Consider the following 22,033-nt stretch of genomic DNA (forward strand, 5'->3'; position numbering starts at 1 on the left):
TCCCGACGCGGGGGCCGGGAACGCACAAAGGAACCAAGAGTGCCCCATCGGGCGCCGGATCGCATCCCCGACGTGTCTACAAAGGTTTTCCGCCGACGCGCGGGCTCAGCCGGCAAGCTCCTCCAGGGTGCGCCCGCGGGTCTCGATGCCGAAGGCCCAGACCACCAGGGCGGCGACGCCGAAACAGAGGGCGCCGAGGGTGAACACCCCGCCCTGGCCGGTGAGCGGCAGGACCAGCCCGGTGACCAGCGGGCCGAGCAGCGAGCCGATTCGCCCGACCGCCGAGGCGAAGCCCGAGCCGGTGGCGCGCGCGGAGGTCGGATAGAGTTCCGGCGTATAGGTGTAGAGCACCGCCCACATGCCGAACAGGAAGAACTGCATGGCCAGGCCGAAGCCGATCAGCAGCGCCAGGCTGCCGCCGAACACCGCGGTCTGGCCGTAGGCGTAGGCCATCGCGCCGCCGCCGAGGAGCATCAGCACGCAGCTCGGCTTGCGGCCCCAGCTTTCCACCAGCCAGGCCGCGCAGAGGAAGCCGGGTATCCCGGCCAGCGAGATCAGCACCGTGTAGTACACCGACTGGGTGACGGCGAAGCCGGATTGCTGGAGCAGCGCGCTGAGCCAGGAGGTCAGGCCGTAGAAACCGAGCAGGGCGAAGAACCACAGGCCCCAGACGGTCAGGGTGCGGCGCCGGTAGGCTGGCGACCAGAGTTCGGCGAAGGCGCTGAAGAAGCCCGGACGGCTGCGTTCCCGCTGCGGCTGGCGCAGCGGCGGCGGCAGCTCGGTCAGGCCCAGCGAACGCATCACCCGTGCTTCTATGTCGCGCAATACCCGGTCCGCCTGTTCGCGCCGGCCGGCCTGCTCCAGCCAGCGCGGCGACTCGGGAATCAGGAAGCGGATGGCGAGGACGAACACCGCCGGCAGCGCCAGCACCAGGAAAATGCTGCGCCAGCCGGTCAGCGGCAGGAGGAAGTAGGACAGGCAGCCGGCGGCGACGAAGCCCAGCGGCCAGAAGCCGTCCATCAGCGCAATGTACTTGCCGCGGCGGCTGGCCGGGATCATCTCCGACAGCAGCGACTGGGCGATGGGAAACTCCATCCCCATGCCGATCCCCAGCAATACCCGGTAGAAGGTCAGGCTGCCGAGGTCGCCGGCGGTGGAGCACAGGTAGCTGGCCAGGCCCCAGAGCACGATGCTGGCCTGGAATACCGGCTTGCGCCCGAAGCGGTCGGCGAGCATGCCCGACAGGGCCGCGCCGATCACCATGCCGAAGAAGCTCGAGCTGGCCAGCAGCCCGGCCTGCGCCGAGTCGAGCCCGAACTCGGCTTTGATCGAGCCGAGCAGGAAGGTCATCATCGCCAGGTCCATTGAGTCGAAGAAGAACGCCAGCGCGATGATCACGAAGATCAGTCGGTGATACGGACTCAGCGGCAGCCGTTCGAGGCGTTCGGCGGCGGATGCGGGCGCGTCGGGCATGACCTGGTTCCTCTGGGCGGCGGGCGTCGAACGAGTCTGCGATCGCCGCCCGCGCCGCGCTTGCCTGGCGGCGACCCGGCGTCGAGCCGATTGCGACGCCGGCGCTGGCCGTCGCGCCGCGCGAATAAAGCCTGCGCGCCGGCGCGGCAACCGTTAGGCTATGCACCTGTCCATTTTCACGTGCAATGCCGAGGTCTCCCTTGTTCAGCCAATTTCCCCTCCACGAACGCCTGCTGAAGGCACTGGAAAGCCTGTCCTTCAGCGAGCCGACGCCGGTCCAGGCCGCGGCCATTCCCAAGGCGCTGGAGGGGCACGACCTGCGGGTCACGGCGCAGACCGGCAGCGGCAAGACCGCGGCCTTCCTGCTGCCGCTGCTGCACCGCCTGCTGGCCGAGGACAAGCCGCGCTCCCTGGCGCGCGCGCTGATCCTCCTGCCGACCCGCGAGCTGGCCCAGCAGACCCTCAAGGAAGTCGAGCGCTTCGCCCAGTTCACCTTCATCAAGGCCTGCCTGATCACTGGCGGCGAGGACTTCAAGGTGCAGGGCGCGCGCCTGCGCAAGAACCCGGAGATCATCATCGGCACCCCCGGCCGCCTGCTCGAGCAGCGCAACGCCGGCAACCTGCCGTTGCAGGACATCGAGGTGCTGGTGCTGGACGAGGCCGACCGCATGCTCGACATGGGCTTCGCCGACGACGTGCTGGCCCTGGCCAATGCCTGCCCGGCCGAGCGCCAGACCCTGCTGTTCTCCGCCACCCACAGCGGCGCCGGGTTGAACAAGGTGATAGCCGAGGTGCTGCGCGAGCCGCAAGTGCTGCGCCTGAACCAGGTCGGCGAGCTGAACGAGAACGTCCGCCAGCAGGTCATCACCGCCGACGACGTGGCGCACAAGGAACAGTTGCTGCAATGGCTGCTGAGCAACGAGACCTACACCAAGGCCATCGTTTTCACCAATACCCGGGTCTCCGCCGATCGCCTGACCGGGCGGCTGATCGCCAACCAGCACAAGGTCTTCGTCCTGCATGGCGAGAAGGACCAGAAGGACCGCAAGCTGGCCATCGAACGCCTGAAGCAGGGCGCGGTGAAGATCCTCGTCGCCACCGACGTCGCCGCACGCGGCCTGGACGTCGAAGGCCTGGACCTGGTGATCAACTTCGACATGCCGCGCAGCGGCGACGAGTACGTGCACCGCATCGGCCGCACCGGTCGCGCCGGCGCCGAGGGCCTGGCGATCTCGCTGATCTGCCATGGCGACTGGAACCTGATGTCGAGCGTCGAACGCTACCTCAAGCAGAACTTCGAACGACGCAACATCAAGGAACTGAAGGCCGCCTACCAGGGGCCGAAGAAGCTCAAGGCCTCGGGCAAGGCCGCCGGCAGCAAGAAGAAAAAGCAGGACAGGAAGGGCACCGCCGCCAAGCCCGCGGCCAAGCGCAAGCCCGCCGCGCGGCCGAAGGCCGGGCCGTCGGCGGTGGTCAGCGCCGACGGCATGGCGCCGCTCAAGCGCAAGAAGCCGACGGCGGAGTGATCGCGCGCTACTGACCGCTTCGGAGGGCGGATAACCGTTTGCGGTTATCCGCCGCGCCGGCGTTGGATGGCGGATAACGCCGCTGGCGCTGTCCGCCCCAGGGGACTGCCAGGCCCCGTTCTCAACTCCCCGCCGTCGCGCCCGCCTCGTCGTTGCCCGGCGGCGTGGCGCTCTTCACCAGCGGCGTATCGTAGCTGCTGGCCTCGTAGCTCACGCAATGGCGGATCTGCGGCGGACCGTCGCCGGCATGCAGGGCGGTGACGTTGTCGATGACGATCTTGTCGGCCAGGGTCATGCGGTCGAGCATGCGCAGGTGCTGGATCCAGTTGTCCACCAGGAACAGTTCCTGCCAGACCTCCGGGTTGCTCACGTCGCGGAACAGCGACCAGCGCTCCGCGCCGTTGCGCAGGCGCAGGCGGCGCAGCGGCTGGGCGGCGCGAACGAAGTCGCGGGTGCGCTCGGCGGGAATCCGGTATTCGATGGAGACCAGCACCATGCCCCGCCGCGTGTTGAAGACGAAGCTCGGCTGCCCGGGCATGCTCGCCGGCGCGCGGGAAATACTGGCTGCGTCCATTTCCGGCAGGCGCGAGTTGTACAGCAGGATCACCGAGGCCAGCAGCAGGCAGCCGGCGGCCAGCAGCGCACCGTGCACGGTCATGGTCTCGGCGAGATGGCCCCAGAGGAACGAACCCAGCGCCAGGCCACCGTACAGCGCGGTCTGGTACAACGCCAGGGCGCGCGCCTTGATCCAGTCGGGGACGAGGATCTGCACCGCCGAGTTGTAGGTGGCGAGGGCGCCGATCCAGCAGCCGCCGCCGAGGATCAGCACCGGGAACAGGACCCAGAGGTTGTCTACCAGGCCGAGGGTCAGCAGGATCAGCGCCAGGGTGAAGCCGGCCAGACTGATCAGCCGGCTGCTGCCGATCCGCTGGCGCAGGCGCGAGACCTGGGTGCTGCCGAGGATCGCGCCGAGGCCGAGGGCGCCGAGCATGTAGCCGTAGATCGCCGCGTCGCCGTCCGGGTTGCGGTGCGCCAGCAGCGGCAGCAGGGCCCAGACCGCGCTGGCGGAGAGGCCGAAGGCGAAGGAGCGCATCATCACCAGGCGGGTGACGGTTGAGTACTGGGTGAAGCGCAGCGCCGCGGTGACGCCTTCGAGGATGCCTTCCGGCGGCAGGCTGCGCTTGGGCACGTCGCGCCGCCACTGCCAGATCGCCCAGATCAGGGCCATGTAGCAGAAGCTGTTGAACAGGAACACCCAGGCCGGTCCCACCGCGCTCAGCAACAGGCCGCCGAGGGCCGGGCCGGCGGCGCGGGCGACGTTGTAGTTGACGCTGTTGAGCAGCACCGCGTCGCTGACCATGCGCGCCGGCACCTGCTCGTTGACCGCCGCCTGCCAGGCCGGGATGGTCACCGACCCGCCGAGGGAGATCCAGAGGATGGAGATGATCAGCAGCACCGGGTCGAGGTAGCCGAGGAAGGCCAGCAGGGTGGCGAACATCGCCCCGGTCATCTCGAAGCTGAGTCCCCAGAGCATGATCTTGCGCCGGTCGTGGTTGTCGGCGATGACCCCGGAGAGGATCGACAGCAGCACCAGCGGCAGCGCCGCGGCGACCTGGATCATCGCCACCATCAGCGGGCTGGCGTGGGCGTCGGTGACCACCCAGGCGGCGGCCACCGACTGGGCCCAGGTGCCGAGGTTGGCGAACAGGTTGCAGATCCAGATGATGCGGAAGGCCTGGATCGAGAACGGCGCCCAGGTGCCGGTGCGTTCTGGCTTGGCCGCTTGGCCTTCGGGTTTGAGGGGCAGGTCGTGCTTGGGCGAAACGGACTGGAGCATCAGATGGGTGCCTTGTATCAGCGTGCCTGATGTCGGGAAAGTCTAGCCGCCTGGCGCCTGGGCGCCATTGATGGCGGTCATGGGGCCGGCCCGGCGTGGATAGACATTGGTCCGATGGCGCTATCGGAGAGTTCCGATGTCCAGGCAGGACAGTGCCCTGGGTGTCCCGCATTGGTAGGCTTGCCGGCACCGAATCGAGACAAGAGCGAAAAGCCGATGAAGTTGCTGTTGCGTTGCCTGCTGCTGGGGGCGTGGGTCGTCTCGCCGAGCCTGTGGGCCTGGTCCAACCATACGGTGGGCAGCTACCTGGCATTACGCGAGCTGGCGGCCATCCGCGAGGCGCCGGAAGTCGAGGTGGAGCCGCTGGAGGCGTTCCTCGCCGCCGAGCGCGGCGGACTGGCCGCCCTGCTGGATGAGCAGGAAGCCTACGCCCGTGCGCATATCGGCAACTACCCGGCGCGTCCGGACGCCCTGCGCTTCGCCGCCGACGGCGAGGCCGGCGACTTGCGCCAGGCGTTCCTCGCGGCGCTGCGGGTCAACCCGGAGATCCGCCTGGCGCTGGCGATCCAGCCGCTTCCCGGGCAGGACCAGCCGCAGCGCCCGCACCTCAAGCCACAGGAGGTGCTGGTGTTCCAGAACCTCTCGCCGTGGACCGCCTGGCGTTTCATCCGCCTGGAGCCCGGCGAGCGAGTCGCGCCCCTGGCAGTGCTGGCCACCGCCGCCGACGAACCGGACTACGGCCACGACATCAACCTGTTCAGCGACAACCCCGGCGAGGCCGGCCAGCGCTACGGCTTCGGCACCCAGCCATTCGGCGACCCGCGCTTCGAGTTCAGCTCCCAGGCGCCGTTCCACATGGGCTTCTACCACGAGGCGGCGGTGATCTACAGCGGCGCGCCGTTCCTCGCCCGGGCCTGGCCGGAATGGCGTGCCTACCAGTACTTCGGCCTGTCCCGCTTCGCCTTCGCCAACGGTCATCCCTACTGGGGCTACCGGTTCCTTGGCTGGGGCATGCACTACATCCAGGACATCACCCAGCCCTACCACTCCACGCCGCTGCCCGGTGCCAGCCTGGCGGCGATGCTACAGATGGAGGGCAAGGCATTGCTCGGCTACCCGGAGGAAAAGCAGGCGGCCATCGAGCGTGTCGCGAACCGCCATACCGCGGTGGAGAAATACCAGTTCGACTGGCTGCGCCAACTGCTCCGCGACGGCCGCCCGCAGCCGATGCTCGACGCCTACGCCGACACCCGCCGCGACGGTGCCTATCCGGCCTATTCGCCGACCTACTTGCGCGAGGTGGTGGCCGCCGAGTCGAACGCCCACGCCGCGGCCTTCGACGCCGCCATCGGCGAATGGCTGGCCGCCCGCCCGGCCTTCGCCGCGCAGGACTTCAGCGAGAGCAACCAGCCACGCCCCGAGGCCCACGACAATGCGGTGCTGAACGCGCAACTGATCGAGCTGATCGGGCATTTCGGCGCGCATAGCCGGAACATCGCCAGGGCGGCGTTGGAGACGGAGGAGGGTGAGGCGAAGGAGTGAGGGGGACGGCGGATAAGCGGCGGATAACCGCGAGCGGTTATTCGCCCTGCGGAGCAGGGGCGCTGTCCGGCGTTTCCGGGGTGTGCAGGGCGGCGAACCCGCCCCGCCAGGCGGGTCGATGCCGCGACTCAGTCGCGCAACAGCTCCGCAGGCACCTCGCTGCGCAACATCAACTGGCACTGCTGGCTCTCCGGGTCGAACAGGATCACCGCCTCGCCCCGCCGCAAGGCATGCCGGGCGCGTTCTACACGCACGTCCAGCGGGGTCTCGTCGCCATTGTCGGTGCCTTCGCGGGTGACGAAGTCTTCCAGCAGGTTGTTCAGGGTGTCGGCTTCGAGCAGGTCGTGGGGGATCAGCATGGCGGTACTCCGGTATGGCGGCGAATGCTAGCGCGACGCATCGCGTACTGTCATGCCTGTCGCGAAGGCTGGCCGAGTAGGCGTTCGAGGGTGGCATAGAGTTCCGCCCGGTCCACCGGCTTGCCGAGGTAGGCGTCCATGCCGGCCTCGATTCCGGCCCGGCGGTGTTCGTCGAGGATGTGCGCGGTCAGGGCGACGATCGGGACGCGCGGCCAGCCCTGGGCACGCTCCTCCCGGCGGATCAGGCGGGTCGCCTCGAAGCCGTCCATTTCCGGCATCTCGCCATCCATCAGGATCAACTGGATGCCGTTCGGGTCGCGCAGGTACTCGTCCAGCGCGAGCCGCCCGTTGCCGGCCAGGCGCACCGCGTAGCCGCGCTTGGCGAGGAAGCCGCGCACCACCAGCTGGTTCACCGGGTTGTCCTCGGCGACCAGGATGCATGGGGCGTCCAGGCGTTCGTCCGGGGCCGCCTCGCTGCTCCGCCCTGGCTGTCGGCGCCGCTCCCGGTACAGTTCCAGCAGGGCTTCGCGCAGGGCCTTCACCGCCACCGGCTGGGCCAGGGCCAGCAGGCGCAGGCCTTCGTGCGGCGGCAGGTCCTGGCAGTGCGGCGGCGGGCATAGCAGGAGGATGCGCTGGCCTTGCTCCAGTTGCGCATAGAGGGTGTCCAGCCAGATCGACGGCGGCCCCGGCCAGGGCGCCGCCAGGACCAGCAGGGGCGGTGCGCTGAAGTCCTCCAGGTAGGCGTTCAGCCGTCTCGGCTGCAGGCAGCGTTCGACCCGCAGCCCCCAACGCTCCAGCAATGCCTGCAGGCAGTCCAGGGTCAGGTTGTCCTCGCTGGCCAGCAGGGCCGGGCGGTGTTGCAGCAGTTGCGCCAGTTCGTCCGCTTCGCCGGCCTCGAGGGCGGGGCTGAGCGGCAGGTCGACGCTGAACCGGGTGCCCTTGCCCGGCTCGCTGCTCACCTCGATGCGCCCGCCCATCATCTGCACCAGCTCGCGGCTGATCGCCAGGCCCAGGCCGCTGCCGCCGTAGCGGCGGGTGGTGCTGGAGTCGGCCTGGGAGAAGGATTCGAACAGGGTCTTCTGCGCCTGGGCGGATATCCCGATGCCGCTGTCGCTGACGCTGTACAGCAGGCGCTCGCGTCCGCCCTCGTCGAAGCGCCGCTGCACGCGCACGGCGACATGGCCTTCGGCGGTGAACTTGAGGGCGTTGCTGAGCAGGTTCATCAGTACCTGGCGCAACCGCGTCGGGTCGCCGTTGAGGCGGCGCGGCACGCCCCTGTCCAGGCCGAGGTGCAGGCGCAGGCGTTTTTCCACGGCCTGGGCGCTGAACAGCGCCAGGGTGTCGGAGAGCAGTTCCTCCAGGTCGAAGTCGATGCGCTCCAGGTGCAGCTTGCCGGACTCGATGCGAGCGTAGTCGAGGATATCGTTGATCACCGACATCAGCGCGCTGCCGGAGCTGGCGATGGTCTCCACGTAGGCCGCCTGGCCGCGGTCCAGCGGGGTATCGCGGAGCAGTTGCAGCATGCCCAGCACGCCGTTCAGCGGGGTGCGGATCTCATGGCTCATCTTCGCCAGGAAGCGGCTCTTCGCCTCGTTCTCCACCCGCGCCTGCTCGGCCGCCTGGCGCGAGCGGAAGCCTTCCTCCTTGAGCGCATTGATGCGGTCGGCGAGGCCGATGGACAGGGTCACCAGTTCCACGGTCATGCCGATCTTGACCACGCTGCTGCCGAACAGGCCGAACAGTTCGAAGCCCAGCGAGGCGGCGGTGGTGACCAGGAACGACAGCAGCAGCGCGCCCCAGGCCAGGATGTAGTAGAGGCCGTAGCGCAGGCCCTGGCGCCAGACGTGGACGCCGGCCAGCAGCAGGCTGAGGGATACCAGCATCACCGTCAGGCTGGCGAGGACGTTCCAGGCGCGCAGCCCCACCAGCGGCTCGCTGGCCAACAGGACCACGCAGGCCAGCAGCAGGCCGCGGAGGAAGCGGTCGAGGCGCGGGAAGTCGCGGCGGGTGTAGAGGTAGCCGCGGCTGAACTGGATCGACACCAGGCAGCTCAGGTACATCAGCAGGTAGATGCCGGCCGACTCCAGCGCCACGTGTCCGGGCAGCAGCTTGAACAGCAGGCCGTCGAAGCTGGCGGAAAACAGGCCGAGGCTGAGGTTGTACAGCAGGTACCAGGCGTAGGTGGCCTCGCGCAGCGAGACGAAGAGGAACAGGTTGTAGCAGAACAACCCGAACAGCACCCCGTAGAAGGCCCCGTTGAAGCCCATCAGGGTTTCCTGGCTGGCCGCGCTGGCCGCGTAGGTGCTGAAGTACAGCGGCACGTAGACGGTGCTGCTGCTCTGCACGCGCAGCAGCAGGGTGCTCTCGCCGGGCGGCAGTCGCAGCGGGAACCAGAAGTTGCGCACCTGCACCGGGCGCTGGGAGAAGGCGAACAGGTCGCCGCTCTCCTGCTGTTCGATGCGCCCATCGGCGGTCAGCAGGTAGACCTTGAGGTCGTCCAGCAGCGGGTAGTTGACCTCCAGGAAACCGGCCAGGTCGGCGCCGTTGCGGTTGTCCAGGCGCACCCTGAACCACCAGGCCGCGGCGTTCTTGCCGAAGTTCGCGTGGTCGCCGCGCAGGGCGGCGAAGGCCTGGGCCGGCAAGGCGAGGATGTCGCCCAGGCGCGCCTTGCCGCCGGCGTCGCGGTAGTACTCGGCGTATGCGCCCAGGGATAGGCGCAGGTCCTCTCCGTCCAGCGGTGCGGGCGGCTGCGCCCGGGCCGGCAGCGCGCAGCAGAGCAACAGCAGGACCAGGCAGAGTCGGGACATGCAACTACTCCATGGACACGAGTCGGCACGCATGATGCTACGGAGGAAATGAGACAGGCGAGGGAACCTGCCATCAGCCTAGCAGTTGGCTGGAGAGGAGGGCGGCCTCCCCGGGGGCGGGGAGGCCGGCGCGGGCTCAGCCCTTGTCGCTGTTGTTGCTGCTGTCGAGCACTTCGTCCACTGGCGGGACGTGGGTGCAGCTTTCCATGTGCACCGGATGCTCGAGCTGCTTGTTGAAACGTTCCAGCGAGGTTTCCCGGGGCTTGGCGTCGCTGGCGAAGACCGGCGGGCTGAGGATGTAGGCAGTGAGCAGGCGGCTCAGCGCGGCGAGGCTGTCGATGTGCGTGCGCTCGTAGCCGTGGGTGGCGTCGCAGCCGAACGCCAGCAGCGCGGCGCGGGTGTCGTGGCCGGCGGCGATCGCCGACTGCGCGTCGCTGTGGTAGTAGCGGAACAGGTCGCGGCGCAGGGCGATGTCGTGGCGCTCGCCGAGCCGCAGCAGGTGCCGGGACAGATGGAAGTCGTAGGGCCCGCCGGAGTCCTGCATGGCCACGCTGACGCTGTGCTCGTTGGAATTCTGGCCTTCGGCCACCGGGGCGATGTCGATGCCGACGAACTCGCTGACGTCCCAGGGCAGGGCGCCGGCGGCGCCGGAGCCGACTTCCTCGGTGATGGTGAACAGCGGGTGGCAGTCGATCGGCGGCTCCTGCCCGCTTTCCTTGACCGCCTTCAGCGCCGCCAGCAGCGCCGCGACCCCGGCCTTGTCGTCCAGGTGGCGGGCGCTGATATGGCCGCTCTCGGTGAACTCCGGCAACGGATCGAAGGCCACGTAGTCACCCACCGAGATGCCCAGGCTCTCGCTGTCGGCGCGGCTGGCGGTATAGGCGTCGAGACGCAGCTCGATGTTGTCCCAGCTGATCTTCAGGTTGTCCACCTCGGTATTGAAGGCGTGGCCTGAGGCCAGCAGCGGCAGCACGCTGCCACGGAACACGCCCTGTTCGGTGAACACCGTGACCCGGCTACCCTCGGCGAAGCGGCTCGACCAGCAGCCTACCGGGGCCAGGCCGAGGCGGCCGTTGGGCTTGATCTCGCGGACCAGCGCGCCGATCGTGTCGAGGTGCGCGGAAACCGCCCGGTCCGGGGTATTCAGGCGGCCCTGGAGGGTCGCCCGGATGGTTCCCCGGCGAGTCATCTCGAAGGGCACGCCAAGTTCGTCGAGCTGCTCGGCGACATAGCGCACGATGGTATCGGTGAAGCCGGTGGGGCTGGGGATGGCGAGCATCTCCAGCAGCACCCGTTGCAGGTAGTTGAGGTCCGGTTGTGGCAGAGGGGTCATGAAGGCACCTCGCGGCTGAGGGGGAAGAGAAGATCGACGAAGCGTTCGGCGGTCGGCTGCGGCTCGTGGTTGGCCAGGCCGGCGCGCTCGTTGGCTTCGATGATCACGTAGTCGGGCTGGTCGGCGGCCTCGACCAGGAAGTCCAGGCCCACCACCGGTATTTCCAGGGCCCGCGCGGCCTGGATCGCGGCCTCGCGGAGGGCCGGATGGAGGGCGTCGGTGACGTCCTCGAGGATGCCGCCGGTGTGCAGGTTGGCGGTGCGCCGCACGGCCAGGTGTTCGCCGCTGGGCAGCACGTCGTCGTAGCCATAGCCGGCGGCCCGCAGGGTGCGCTCGGTCTCGTGGTCGAGCGGGATGCGGCTTTCCCCGCCGGTGGCGGCCTGGCGCCGGCGGCTCTGCGCCTCGATCAGCTCGCGGATGCTGTGCCGACCGTCGCCGATCACCGCGGCGGGACGACGGATGGCGGCGGCCACCACCTCGTAGCCGATCACCAGCACGCGCAGGTCGTGGCCGGCGTGGTAGCTCTCCAGCAGCACGCGCGAATCGAAATGGCGGGCGGCCTCGATGGCCTCCTCGACCTCTTCCGCGGTGCGCAGGTCCACCGCCACGCCCTGGCCCTGCTCGCCGTCCACCGGCTTGACCACCAGCGAACCGTGCTCGGCGAGGAACGCGGCGTTTTCCTCCGCGCTGCCGGCCAGGCGCTGCTGCGGCTGGCGCAGGCCGGCGTGCTGCAGGGCGCGGTGGGTGAGGACCTTGTCCTGGCAGAGGGTCATGCTTACCGCCGTGGTCAGGTCGGAGAGCGATTCACGGCAGCGGATCTGCCGGCCGCCCTGGGTCAGGGTGAACAGGCCGCCCTCGGCGTCGTCGACGCGCACCTCGATGCCGCGCCGGTGGGCCTCGTCGACGATGATCCGGGCGTAGGGGTTGAGGTCTTCCTCCGGGCCGGGGCCGAGGAACAGCGACTGGTTGATGCCGTTCTTGCGCTTGATGGTGAAGGTCGCCAGTTCGCGGAAGCCGAGCTTGCGGTAGAGCGCCTTGGCCTGCTGGTTGTTGTGCAGCACCGAGAGGTCGAGGTAGGCCAGTTCGCGGCTCATGAAGTGCTCGACCAGGTGCCGCACCAACGCCTCGCCGACGCCCGGCCGGCTGCATTGCGGGTCCACCGCCAGGCACCAGAGGCTGGAGCCCCCCTCCGGGTCCTGGAACGCCTTGGCGTGGTTGAGGCCCATCACCGTGCCTACCGCGACGCCAGTGTCGGCGTCCTCGGCCAGCCAGTAGATCGGCCCGCCCTGGTGGCGCGGGCTGAGGCGCTCGGTCTGCACCGGAAGCATGCCGCGCGCCAGGTACAGGCGGTTGATCGCCGCCCAGTCCTCCTCGGTATGCACCCGGCGGATGCGGAAACCGCGTGGCGGACGGCGCGCCGGGCGGTAGTCGGTGAACCACAGGCGCAGGGTATCCGAGGGATCGAGGAAGAGCTGCTGCGGGGCGTGGGCCAGGACCTGCTGCGGCGCCGCCACGTAGAGCGCGATGTCGCGTTCGCCGGGGGCTTCCTGCAACAGGTCGCGGGCCAGTTCCTCGGCGTCCGGGTAGGTCTGCCCGATCAGCAGGCGGCCCCAGCCGCAGTGGATGCTCAGCGGTTTCTCGGTGGGCTCGCTGTGATCTTCGGCGAGACGCGCCTGCAGGCGTTCGTAGGTGGGCGCCTGGATACGTTGCAGGCGCTGGTTGTGCGGGTGAGGCAGATGCAAGTGGCCTTTCATGATCGCTCCTGGTTCGGGCCCCTGCGTTGGGGGCCCATTTTCAAAGTCCCTGTTCGCTGAGCCAGAGGTTGAGGGCGGCCAGCTGCCACAGCTTGGAGCCGCGCAGCGGTGTGAGGTCGCCGTCCGGATCGCTCAGCAGGCGATCGAATATCGCCGGCTGGAACAGGCCGCGGTCCTGGCTCGGGTCGAGCAGCAGCTCGCGTACCCATTCGCGGGTGCGGCCCTGCAGGTGCTTGAGGCCGGGCACCGGGAAGTAGCCCTTGGGCCGGTCGATGACTTCGCTGGGAATCACCTTGCGCGCGGCACCCTTGAGCACCTGCTTGCCGCCATCGCCGAGCTTGAAGCGGGCGGGAATGCGCGCCGACAGCTCGGCCAGACGGTAGTCGAGGAACGGCACGCGGGCTTCCAGGCCCCAGGCCATGGTCATGTTGTCGACCCGCTTGACCGGGTCGTCGACCAGCATGATCGTGCTGTCCAGGCGCAGCGCCTTGTCCACCGCGGCCTCGGCGCCGGGGCTGGCGAAGTGGTCGCGGACGAAACGCCCGGCGACGTCCTCGACGCGGAAGCGCTCGCCGACGGTGGCCAGGTATTCCTCGTGGTCGCGGTCGAAGAACGCCGCGCGGTACGCGGCGAAGGCGTCGTCGGCGCCATCCACCTTCGGATACCAGTGGTAGCCGGCGAACAGCTCGTCGGCGCCCTGGCCGCTCTGCACCACCTTGCAGTGCTTCGAGACTTCCCGCGCGAGCAGGTAGAAGGCGATGCAGTCGTGGCTGACCATCGGCTCGCTCATGGCGCGGAAGGCCGCCGGCAACTGCTCGATCACTTCGTGCTCGCCGATGCGCAGGCGATGGTGGCGGGTGTGATAGCGCTCGGCAATCAGGTCGGAATACTGGAACTCGTCGCCGCGCTCGCCGCCGGCATCCTCGAAGCCGATGGAGAAGGTCAGCAGGTTGTCCACCCCGGCTTCGTGCAGCAGGCCCACCAGCAGGCTCGAATCGACCCCGCCGGAGAGCAGCACGCCGACCTCGCGGGCGGCGCGCTGGCGGATCGCCACCGCTTCGCGGAGGCCGTCGAGGACGCGCTCCTGCCAGTCGTCGAGCGTCAGCTCGCGCTCGTCCGGGCGCGGGCCGTAGTCCAGCGTCCACCAGGTGCGCTGCTCGCAGCTGCCGTCGAGGTCGACGCTCATCCAGGTCGCCGGCGGCAGCTTCTTCACGCCCTCCAGCAAGGTGTGCGGGGCGGGAACCACGGCGTGGAAGTTGAGGTAGAAATTCAGCGCCTGCGGATCGAGGTCGCTGGCGATGTCGCCGCCCTTGAGCAGGGCCGGCAGGCTCGAGGCGAAGCGCAGGCGCGAGCGGTCGAGGCTGTAGTAGAGCGGCTTGATGCCGAGGCGGTCACGGGCCAGGAACAGCCGCTGGCGATCGCGCTCCCAGACGGCGAAGGCGAACATCCCATTGAGCCGGGGCAATAAATCGGCGCCCCAGGCATGGTACCCCTTCAAGAGAACTTCGGTGTCGCCGCCGGAGAAGAACCGATAGCCAAGGCTTTCCAGTTCGCCACGCAGTTCGGGGTAGTTGTAGATGGCGCCATTGAACACCATGGCCAGGCCGAGATCGGGATCGATCATCGGTTGGCCGGAAGCTTCCGCCAGGTCCATGATCTTCAGCCGTCGATGTCCGAGGGCGATCGGGCCCTGGGCATGGAAACCCCAGGCGTCGGGGCCTCGAGGGGCCAGGTGGTGGGTGATGCGTTCGACCGCTGCGAGGTCGGCTGCCTGGTTGTCGAAACGAAACTCTCCTGATATGCCGCACATATTCCTTACCGGTTCTCCGTTGGGGAAGTGGGTTACGTACTCCTTCCGGGTACATGACTTACCTAACAGAGGACCGTTACAGTTGGAAGGAGTTCTATACGAATTTTCCGGGCCTATCAGGACCCTTAACGAAGAATTTATTATGGTTGAAAGTAATAAGACCGCTGCCGATACCTATTCGCTCGCTATTTTCCGCGCCATCCGCCGCCTCCAGCAGGCCGCTGAAATCCACTCCAAGCGTCTCAGCCGATACGGCGGCCTGACCCCGCTGCAATTGCTGATCCTGCATGTCCTGGCGGTGGAGGGAGAACTGACCGCGACGCAACTGGCCAAGCTGGTCAGCCTGTCCCAGGCATCGCTCTCCGGCGTGCTCGACCGCCTCGAAGGACGCGGCCTGCTCTATCGTCGGCGCGACGAACAGGACCGGCGCAAGTCCTGGCTGCACCTCGACCCGGCCGGCCACGAAGCCCTGGCGGAAGCGCCGCCGCTATTGCCGGAGTACGTGATCGAGCGCTTCGCCGCGTTGCCCGAGTGGGAGCGCCACGGCCTGCTGGCCGCGCTGCTGCGCGCGGCCGACCTGTTCGGCCTGCCGGAAGAGGACGTCGAAGAAGAGTGAGGGCGCCAGGTTCGCTACGAAAGACAGTCGCGTCGGCGGTCTTTACCTGGCGAACCTGCCGATGCCTTGCCGGTGCAGGCTGGTGGACAAGCGCGTTGCGGTTATCCGCCCTGCACCATGGCGTGACCTCCGCGTAGGGCGGATAACGCCGTCGGCGTTATCCGCCGACCCAGCGATATCCGCCCGACGACATGGCATGACCGTCGAGCAGGGCGCATAACGCCGCTTCCCCGGTGCCCCGGCCGCCGAGGAAAACTACCCGCCGTAGAGCTTCTGCGCCGCCAGGGAGAAGCTCACCGCCACCAGCATCAGCGCGAACAGGCGTTGCAGGGTCGGGCCGCCGAGGCGCTGCGCCAGCAGGTTGCCGCCGAGCACGCCGACCGCGCCGCCGGCGGCGAGGCCGCCGAGCAGCGGCAGCGGCGGGTGGGCGCCGGTCAGGTAGATCAGGAAGCCGCCGCCGGAGACCAGCGCGATCACCGCCATCGAGGTGGCGGTGGCGGCCATCATCGACAGCGGGGTGAACCAGAGCAGCCCCGGCACCACCAGGAAACCGCCGCCCACGCCCATCAATCCCGACAGTAAGCCGACCGCCAGGCCGATGCCGAGCAGCGGCAGGCTCCGTGCCTGGTCGCTGGCCTCGCGTTTCATCCCGGCGCCGCGCCACATGCGCCAGGCCGACCAGAGCACCAGCAGGCAGAAGGCGACGATCAGCACGCCTTCCGGGACGAAGCGGCCGAGCCATTGGCCGACGGCGTTGCTCGGCAGGCCGGCCAGCGCCAGGACCAGCACCGGCCGCCAGGCCACCTGGCCCTGGCGAGCGCGCGGGATGGCGCCGATCAGCGCCGACAGGGCGACCGCGCCGAGGCTCACGCCGATGGCGTCGCGCAGCGGCAGGTGCAGGCTGAGCAGCAGGGGCAGGGCGACCAGCGAGCCGCCGGCGCCGGTGAGGCCGAGCAGCAGGCCGAGAACGGCGCCGATGCCCAGGGATTCGAAGAGCAGTACATCCATCGTCGATCAACTGTTTCCGCGGGTGAGCCAGCCGGTGGTCCGGTATGGCCTGCGCGTGCGGCAGGCTCGAAGGGTAGCGCAAATCGGTGCGCCCGGGGCTTCAGCCGCGCTGCCCACGCACCAGGTCGCGCAGCAGGAAGCGGTTCGGGTGGCAGGCCTCGGCCACCGCGCGCGGCAGCGGCAGCGGCTCGCCGCAGATCCACGCCGCCAGCAGTTCGCCGGACAGCGGCGCGCTGATCAGCCCGCGCGAGCCGTGGCCGCTGTTCAGGTACAGGCCTGGCAGCCAGGGGCAGGCCCGCTCCGGCACCTGGCGGGCGTCACGGGCGAGCACCGCGTAGGCCTCGTCGAAGGCCGCGCGCTCGGCCAGCGGGCCTACCAGGGGCAGGTAGTCGGGGCTGGTGCAGCGGAACGCCGCGCGGCCTTCCAGGCGCTCCAGCGGCAGGTCGTCGGCGCCCAGGCGCTGCAACAGGTCGGGGGATATCTCCCGCAGCAGTTCGAGGTTGCCCTGGTGTTCGGCGAGGGTCGGCGCCAGGTCTTCGCTCTTGAAGTCGAAGCTGGCGCCGAGGGTGTGTTCGTCGCCACGCGGCGGTGCGACGTAGCCCTCGGCGCAGACCACGGTGCGCAGCGCCCGGCTTTGCGGGGTGGCCGGCAGGCGGGTGACCTGCCCGCGAATGCGCTTCAGCGGCAGCTCGGCGGCGGGCGGGAAGTCGCGGATGTCGGCGGCGGTGGCGAGGATCGCGAGTGGCGCGCGGGCCAGGCATTCGTCGCCGGCGTAGGCGCACCAGTCGTCGCCCTCGCGGCGCAAGCGTACCGCCCGGCCGCTCAGCAGGGTGATCCCGGGGGTGGCGGCCAGGGCCTGGCACAGCGCGGGCGGATGGACCCAGCCGGCTTCGGGATAGAACAGGCCGCCGGCGGGCAGGGCGACGCCGGCGAGGCGCTCGGCCTGCTCGCGGTCCAGGCCGTGCAGCAGGTCGGCGGGGAAGGCTGCGGCCAGTTGCGCCTGGCGTTGCGCTTCCTTGGCGTCGAAGGCCAGTTGCAGTACGCCGCAGGCGTCCCAGTCGTGGCCGCGCCGCAGGCGTTCGAGCAGCCGGCGGGTATGGCCGAAGCCGCTGAGCACCAGGCGCGACAGCGGCGTGCCGTGGGCCGAGAGTTTCAGGTAGAGCACGCCCTGGGGGTTGCCCGAGGCTTCCCGGGCGAGGCCGGGATGGCGTTCGATCAGGGTCACCTGCCAGCCGCGCGCGGCGAGGCTGGCGGCGCTGGCGCAGCCGGCCAGGCCGCCGCCGACCACCAGTGCCGCGCGGCGCCCGGCGTGGGGCGCGGGGCGTGCGTACCAGGGCTTGCCGGCGTTCGCCGGCGGCCCCTGGTAGGTGCCGCCGAGCATCTCGCGCTTCTGCCCGTAGCCCGGTACCCGTTGCATGGCGAAACCGGCCTCGATCAGCCCGCGGCGGACGAAACCGGCGCTGGTGAAGGTGCCCAGGGTCGCCTGCGGCGCCGACAGTCGCGCCAGTTCGGCGAACAGCGCGGGCGACCACATGTCCGGGTTCTTCGCCGGGGCGAAGCCGTCGAGGAACCAGGCGTCGACCCGCGCGTCGAGCTGCGGCAGGCACTCCAGGGCATCGCCCAGCAGCAGGGTCAGGCCGATCCTTCCGCCCGCGAACGCCAGGCGCTGGAAGCCCGGGTGCACGGCAAGGTACTGGCCCAGCAGGGCCTCGCTCCAGGGCGCCAGTTCCGGCCATAGCGCCAGGGCGCGGCGCAGGTCGGCGGCGGCGAGGGGGAATTTCTCCACGCTGACGAACTCCAGGCGCGCGCCGGCCGGCGCGACCTGCTCGAACAGCTGCCAGGCGCAGAGGAAGTTCAGTCCGGTGCCGAAGCCGGTCTCACCGATACACAGCACCTCGCCGTCGCCCAGCGCGGCGAAGCGCTCGGCCAGGCGGTTGGTGGCGAGGAACACATGGCGCGTCTCGTTGAGCCCGGAATGCCGGGAAAAATATACGTCGCCGAAGGCGCGGGATAGCGGCTGGCCGTTTTCGTCCCAGTCGAGCTGGGCATGCTGGAAGTCGGACATGGCAGAACCTGAAAAAGCGGATGGCGCATTTTACGGGGCTTTGCCGGCCAGCGGCGAGGCGCTGCGCGAACATGCCGCGGCGCCGCGCAGACAGCCGCACGCCGATCCGCTACCTTGAAGGACTCAGGTTAAGGGAGACCTCCATGTTCGAATCCGCGGAAGTTGGCCACAGCATCGACAAGGACACCTACGAGAAGGCCGTCATCGAGTTGCGCGAAGCGCTGCTCGAGGCGCAGTTCGAGCTCAAGCAGCAGGCGCGCTTCCCGGTGATCATCCTGATCAACGGCATCGAGGGCGCCGGCAAGGGCGAGACGGTCAAGCTCCTCAACGAGTGGATGGACCCGCGCCTGATCGAGGTGCAGAGCTTCCTCCGTCCCTCCGACGAGGAACTGGAGCGGCCGCCGCAGTGGCGCTTCTGGCGGCGCCTGCCGCCCAAGGGGCGGACCGGTATCTTCTTCGGCAACTGGTACAGCCAGATGCTCTACGCGCGGGTCGAGGGGCATATCAAGGAGGCCAAGCTGGACCAGGCCATCGATGCCGCCGAACGCTTCGAGCGCATGCTCTGCGACGAAGGCGCGCTGCTCTTCAAGTTCTGGTTCCATCTCTCCAAGAAACAGTTGAAGGAGCGTCTCAAGGCGCTGGAGAAGGATCCGCAGCACAGCTGGAAGCTCAGTCCGCTGGACTGGAAGCAGAGCGAGGTCTACGACCGCTTCGTGCATTACGGCGAGCGCGTGCTGCGCCGCACCAGCCGGGACTACGCGCCCTGGTACGTGGTGGAAGGCGCGGACGAGCGCTACCGCGCCCTGACCGTCGGCCGCATCCTCCTCGAAGGGTTGCAGGCCGCGCTGGCCACCAAGGAGCGCGCCAAGCGCCAGCCGCACGCCGCACCGCTGGTGTCGAGCCTGGACAACCGTGGCCTGCTGGACTCCCTGGACCTGGGCCAGTACCTGGACAAGGACGCCTACAAGGAGCAGCTCGCCGCCGAGCAGGCGCGCCTGGCCGGGCTGATCCGCGACAAGCGCTTCCGCCAGCATTCGCTGGTCGCGGTGTTCGAGGGCAACGACGCGGCCGGCAAGGGCGGCGCCATCCGCCGTGTCACCGACGCGCTGGACCCGCGCCAGTACCATATCGTGCCGATCGCCGCGCCGACCGAAGAGGAGCGCGCGCAGCCCTATCTCTGGCGTTTCTGGCGGCACATCCCGGCGCGCCGCCAGTTCACCATCTTCGACCGTTCCTGGTACGGCCGCGTGCTGGTGGAACGCATCGAGGGCTTCTGCGCTCCGGCCGACTGGCTGCGCGCCTATGGCGAGATCAACGACTTCGAGGAGCAGCTCAGCGAGTACGGGATCATCGTGGTGAAGTTCTGGCTGGCGATCGACAAGCAGACCCAGATGGAGCGCTTCAAGGAGCGCGAGAAAACCCCCTACAAGCGCTACAAGATCACCGAGGAAGACTGGCGCAACCGCGACAAGTGGGACCAGTACGTGGACGCGGTGGGCGACATGGTCGACCGTACCAGCACCGAGATCGCGCCCTGGACCCTGGTCGAAGCCAACGACAAGCGCTTCGCCCGGGTCAAGGTGCTGCGCACCATCAACGACGCCATCGAGGCGGCGTACAAGAAGGACAAGTGAGGCCTGCCGGAATGCGGCGCCGTCCTCTCCAGGGGATGGCGACGCATACGCCGGATGAATGATCGGTGCCTCGCGCGATTGCCTCGCCTTATCCTCGCTCGATCCGGCCGCTGCCCCGGCGGCCGCCCGACAATAACAGCGAGGGTTCCCCCATGCGTGAAGTGGTGATCGTCGACAGCGTCCGGACCGGCCTGGCCAAGTCCTTCCGCGGCAAGTTCAACCTGACCCGGCCGGACGACATGGCCGCCCACTGTGTCGACGCGCTGCTGGCGCGCAACGACCTCGACCCGCTGCTGGTGGATGACTGCATCGTCGGCGCCGGCTCCAACGAAGGCGCCCAGGGCCACAACATCGGGCGCAACGTGGCGGTGCTCTCCGGCCTCGGCATCCAGGTGCCGGGGATGACCCTCAACCGCTACTGTTCCTCCGGCCTGCAGGCGATCGCCATCGCCGCCAACCAGATCGCTTCCGGTTGCAGCGAGGTGATCGTCGCCGGCGGCGTCGAGTCGATCACCCTGACCCTGAAGAGCGTCAACACCGACCACCTGGTGAACCCGCTGCTGCAAAGGGAGGTGCCGGGCATCTACTACCCCATGGGGCAGACCGCCGAGATCGTCGCCCGTCGCTACGGCATCACCCGCGAGGCCCAGGATGCCTACGCCCTGCAGAGCCAGCAGCGGATGGCGCGAGCCCAGGCGGACGGGCTGTTCGCCGACGAGATCGTGCCGATGACCACCCGCTACGCGGTGGAGGACAAGGCCAGCGGCGAGAAGCAGGTGCTCGACGGAGTGGTCGACCGCGACGACTGCAACCGCCCGGACACCACCCTCGAAGGCCTGGCCTCGCTGAAGCCGGCGTTCGCCGAGGACGGTTCGGTCACCGCCGGCAACGCCTCGCAACTCTCCGACGGCGCCTCGATGACCCTGCTGATGAGCCTGGAGAAAGCGCTGGCGCTGGGCCTGGAGCCGAAGGCCTTCTTCCGTGGCTTCACCGTGGCCGGCTGCGAGCCGGACGAAATGGGCATCGGTCCGGTGTTCTCGGTGCCGAAGCTGCTCAAGGCGAAGGGGCTGAAGATCGCCGACGTCGATCTCTGGGAACTCAACGAAGCCTTCGCCTCGCAGTGCCTGTACTGCCGCGACCGGCTGGAGATCGACAACGAGAAGTACAACGTCAATGGCGGCTCCATCGCCATCGGCCACCCGTTCGGCATGACCGGCTCGCGCCAGGTCGGTCATCTGGTCCGCGAACTGCGCCGGCGCAACCTGCGCTACGGCGTGGTGACCATGTGCGTCGGCGGCGGCATGGGCGCCAGCGGGCTGTTCGAAGCCGTACGCTGAGCCCGTGCGCGACGGCGGGCCCCGCAGGTCGGGGCTCGCCTCATGGGTTTTATTTACATGACGCTCCGTGCCATCCCCGGCGACTCGCGCTAGGCTAGGCGCCTTTTTCCTTGCATAGGGATGTAGCGATGTCCACCGAGCCCAACTCGCCGTTCGTCGACGACCCGCTGAGCGCCGTCGATGCACGGATTCTCGGCAGCCTCGTCGAGAAGCAGGCGACCACTCCGGAAACCTATCCGCTGACCCTCAATGCCCTGGTCCTGGCCTGCAACCAGAAGACCAGCCGCGATCCGGTGATGAACCTCACGCCCGGCCAGGTCGGCCAGAGCCTGCGCCAGCTCGAGGGGCGCGGCCTGGTCAGGCTGGTGATGGGCAGCCGCGCCGACCGCTGGGAGCACACCCTGGGCAAGGGCCTGGAATTGGTGGCGCCACAGGTGGCGCTGCTCGGCCTGCTGTTCCTGCGTGGTCCGCAGACCCTCAGCGAACTGCTCACCCGCAGCAACCGCCTGCACGATTTCGACGACGTCGAGCAGATCCGCCACCACCTGGAACGCCTCGCCGGCCGTGGCCTGGCCGTGCACCTGGAGCGTCGCGCCGGGCAGCGCGAGGAGCGCTACATGCATCTGCTCGGCAGCCAGGCCGACCTCGAGGCCGCCGTGGAGGCGATGGGCAGCGACCCGGAACGCGCCGCGCCGGCCGCTCTGTCGGCCGATGCGGAAGCGCGGATCGCCGAGCTGGAGACGCGCCTGGCGGCGCTGGAGGAGCGCCTGGCCAGGCTCGAAGGAGGGGCGTGATATCGCGGGTGGGCGCAATCGGTGACATGCAGGTTCCGGCGGATAACCGCGAGCGGTTGTTCGTCCTACGGCCCGCAGTGACTTTGTGGGCGGCGCTGCCTGTCGGGTAGGGCGAATAACGCCAGCGGCGTTATCCGC

General features: G+C 69.0%; 16 protein-coding genes. 7 read left to right on the top strand and 9 right to left on the bottom strand.

Annotated elements, in window-relative coordinates:
- Positions 1-105: 105 nt before the first annotated feature.
- Complete coding sequence (locus tag HMPREF2581_RS11740; RefSeq protein WP_003091973.1) at positions 106-1,473, bottom strand: MFS transporter; 1,368 nt, start codon at positions 1,471-1,473, stop codon at positions 106-108.
- 185 nt (positions 1,474-1,658) lie between these two features.
- Between HMPREF2581_RS11740 and HMPREF2581_RS11745 the strand changes: the two genes are divergently transcribed.
- The gene (locus tag HMPREF2581_RS11745; protein ID WP_003138186.1) at positions 1,659-2,999 is read left to right on the top strand and encodes a DEAD/DEAH box helicase; all 1,341 of its coding nucleotides are present in this window, start codon (positions 1,659-1,661) and stop codon (positions 2,997-2,999) included.
- A 121-nt stretch (positions 3,000-3,120) separates the two neighbouring features.
- Here the strand turns inward: HMPREF2581_RS11745 and HMPREF2581_RS11750 are convergent, their stop codons facing one another.
- Positions 3,121-4,836, bottom strand: a complete 1,716-nt coding sequence (locus HMPREF2581_RS11750) for an MFS transporter (RefSeq protein WP_003138189.1) — start codon at positions 4,834-4,836, stop codon at positions 3,121-3,123.
- Positions 4,837-5,052: 216 nt separating this feature from the next.
- On the opposite strand from HMPREF2581_RS11750, the gene HMPREF2581_RS11755 reads away from it, so the two are divergent.
- Positions 5,053-6,378: a phospholipase C/P1 nuclease family protein gene (locus tag HMPREF2581_RS11755; protein WP_003130162.1), complete on the top strand. Its 1,326-nt coding sequence runs from the start codon at positions 5,053-5,055 to the stop codon at positions 6,376-6,378.
- Between the two features lie 128 nt (positions 6,379-6,506).
- On the opposite strand, the gene HMPREF2581_RS11760 is transcribed toward HMPREF2581_RS11755, so the two are convergent.
- The 5 genes from HMPREF2581_RS11760 to HMPREF2581_RS11780 form a co-directional block, all read right to left on the bottom strand.
- The gene (locus tag HMPREF2581_RS11760) at positions 6,507-6,737 is read right to left on the bottom strand and encodes a YheU family protein (protein ID WP_003091959.1); all 231 of its coding nucleotides are present in this window, start codon (positions 6,735-6,737) and stop codon (positions 6,507-6,509) included.
- 50 nt (positions 6,738-6,787) lie between these two features.
- Positions 6,788-9,544, bottom strand: coding sequence for a hybrid sensor histidine kinase/response regulator (locus tag HMPREF2581_RS11765; protein ID WP_023098939.1), 2,757 nt, complete (start codon positions 9,542-9,544; stop codon positions 6,788-6,790).
- Between the two features lie 136 nt (positions 9,545-9,680).
- Positions 9,681-10,877 (bottom strand): osmoprotectant NAGGN system M42 family peptidase, encoded by a 1,197-nt coding sequence (locus tag HMPREF2581_RS11770; protein ID WP_003111432.1) that lies wholly within the window; start codon positions 10,875-10,877, stop codon positions 9,681-9,683.
- Positions 10,874-12,631, bottom strand: a complete 1,758-nt coding sequence (gene ngg, locus HMPREF2581_RS11775) for an N-acetylglutaminylglutamine synthetase (RefSeq protein WP_003111433.1) — start codon at positions 12,629-12,631, stop codon at positions 10,874-10,876. Before ngg ends, HMPREF2581_RS11770 begins: the two co-directional genes overlap by 4 nt.
- A 40-nt stretch (positions 12,632-12,671) precedes the next feature.
- Positions 12,672-14,441 (bottom strand): N-acetylglutaminylglutamine amidotransferase, encoded by a 1,770-nt coding sequence (locus tag HMPREF2581_RS11780; RefSeq protein ID WP_003106635.1) that lies wholly within the window; start codon positions 14,439-14,441, stop codon positions 12,672-12,674.
- Between the two features lie 142 nt (positions 14,442-14,583).
- Between HMPREF2581_RS11780 and HMPREF2581_RS11785 the strand changes: the two genes are divergently transcribed.
- Entirely contained in the window at positions 14,584-15,057 is a 474-nt protein-coding gene (locus tag HMPREF2581_RS11785) for a MarR family winged helix-turn-helix transcriptional regulator (protein WP_003091943.1), read from the top strand.
- Between the two features lie 255 nt (positions 15,058-15,312).
- On the opposite strand, the gene HMPREF2581_RS11790 is transcribed toward HMPREF2581_RS11785, so the two are convergent.
- Both HMPREF2581_RS11790 and mnmC read right to left on the bottom strand, forming a co-directional pair.
- Entirely contained in the window at positions 15,313-16,065 is a 753-nt protein-coding gene (locus HMPREF2581_RS11790; RefSeq protein WP_003117537.1) for a sulfite exporter TauE/SafE family protein, read from the bottom strand.
- Positions 16,066-16,165: 100 nt separating this feature from the next.
- Complete coding sequence (gene mnmC, locus HMPREF2581_RS11795; protein ID WP_003138195.1) at positions 16,166-18,130, bottom strand: bifunctional tRNA (5-methylaminomethyl-2-thiouridine)(34)-methyltransferase MnmC2/FAD-dependent 5-carboxymethylaminomethyl-2-thiouridine(34) oxidoreductase MnmC1; 1,965 nt, start codon at positions 18,128-18,130, stop codon at positions 16,166-16,168.
- Between mnmC and HMPREF2581_RS31970 the strand changes: the two genes are divergently transcribed.
- From HMPREF2581_RS31970 to HMPREF2581_RS11810, 4 genes are all read left to right on the top strand, one after another.
- A complete protein-coding gene (locus HMPREF2581_RS31970; RefSeq protein WP_003091936.1) occupies positions 18,129-18,248 on the top strand; it encodes a hypothetical protein in 120 nt (39 codons plus the stop codon). The two genes, mnmC and HMPREF2581_RS31970, sit on opposite strands and share 2 nt — an antisense overlap.
- A 25-nt stretch (positions 18,249-18,273) precedes the next feature.
- Positions 18,274-19,764 (top strand): polyphosphate:AMP phosphotransferase, encoded by a 1,491-nt coding sequence (gene pap, locus HMPREF2581_RS11800; protein ID WP_003091935.1) that lies wholly within the window; start codon positions 18,274-18,276, stop codon positions 19,762-19,764.
- Between the two features lie 152 nt (positions 19,765-19,916).
- Positions 19,917-21,101, top strand: a complete 1,185-nt coding sequence (locus HMPREF2581_RS11805) for a thiolase family protein (RefSeq protein ID WP_003102299.1) — start codon at positions 19,917-19,919, stop codon at positions 21,099-21,101.
- A gap of 128 nt (positions 21,102-21,229) precedes the next feature.
- The gene (locus HMPREF2581_RS11810; RefSeq protein ID WP_003138197.1) at positions 21,230-21,895 is read left to right on the top strand and encodes a YceH family protein; all 666 of its coding nucleotides are present in this window, start codon (positions 21,230-21,232) and stop codon (positions 21,893-21,895) included.
- The last annotated feature ends 138 nt before the right edge of the window (positions 21,896-22,033 follow it).

The organism is Pseudomonas sp. HMSC057H01 (assembly GCF_001836405.1).
Taxonomy (GTDB): Bacteria; Pseudomonadota; Gammaproteobacteria; order Pseudomonadales; family Pseudomonadaceae; genus Pseudomonas; species Pseudomonas aeruginosa.

Coding starts and splice junctions, on each gene's coding strand:
- HMPREF2581_RS11745 (WP_003138186.1), top strand. CDS start 1,659: ATGCCGAGGTCTCCCTTGTTCAGCCAATTTCCCCTCCACGAACGCCTG.
- HMPREF2581_RS11750 (WP_003138189.1), bottom strand. CDS start 4,836: ATGCTCCAGTCCGTTTCGCCCAAGCACGACCTGCCCCTCAAACCCGAA.
- HMPREF2581_RS11805 (WP_003102299.1), top strand. CDS start 19,917: ATGCGTGAAGTGGTGATCGTCGACAGCGTCCGGACCGGCCTGGCCAAG.
- HMPREF2581_RS11765 (WP_023098939.1), bottom strand. CDS start 9,544: ATGTCCCGACTCTGCCTGGTCCTGCTGTTGCTCTGCTGCGCGCTGCCG.
- HMPREF2581_RS11760 (WP_003091959.1), bottom strand. CDS start 6,737: ATGCTGATCCCCCACGACCTGCTCGAAGCCGACACCCTGAACAACCTG.
- ngg (WP_003111433.1), bottom strand. CDS start 12,631: ATGAAAGGCCACTTGCATCTGCCTCACCCGCACAACCAGCGCCTGCAA.
- HMPREF2581_RS31970 (WP_003091936.1), top strand. CDS start 18,129: ATGGCAGAACCTGAAAAAGCGGATGGCGCATTTTACGGGGCTTTGCCG.
- HMPREF2581_RS11770 (WP_003111432.1), bottom strand. CDS start 10,877: ATGACCCCTCTGCCACAACCGGACCTCAACTACCTGCAACGGGTGCTG.
- mnmC (WP_003138195.1), bottom strand. CDS start 18,130: ATGTCCGACTTCCAGCATGCCCAGCTCGACTGGGACGAAAACGGCCAG.
- HMPREF2581_RS11785 (WP_003091943.1), top strand. CDS start 14,584: ATGGTTGAAAGTAATAAGACCGCTGCCGATACCTATTCGCTCGCTATT.
- HMPREF2581_RS11810 (WP_003138197.1), top strand. CDS start 21,230: ATGTCCACCGAGCCCAACTCGCCGTTCGTCGACGACCCGCTGAGCGCC.
- HMPREF2581_RS11740 (WP_003091973.1), bottom strand. CDS start 1,473: ATGCCCGACGCGCCCGCATCCGCCGCCGAACGCCTCGAACGGCTGCCG.
- HMPREF2581_RS11755 (WP_003130162.1), top strand. CDS start 5,053: ATGAAGTTGCTGTTGCGTTGCCTGCTGCTGGGGGCGTGGGTCGTCTCG.
- HMPREF2581_RS11790 (WP_003117537.1), bottom strand. CDS start 16,065: ATGGATGTACTGCTCTTCGAATCCCTGGGCATCGGCGCCGTTCTCGGC.
- pap (WP_003091935.1), top strand. CDS start 18,274: ATGTTCGAATCCGCGGAAGTTGGCCACAGCATCGACAAGGACACCTAC.
- HMPREF2581_RS11780 (WP_003106635.1), bottom strand. CDS start 14,441: ATGTGCGGCATATCAGGAGAGTTTCGTTTCGACAACCAGGCAGCCGAC.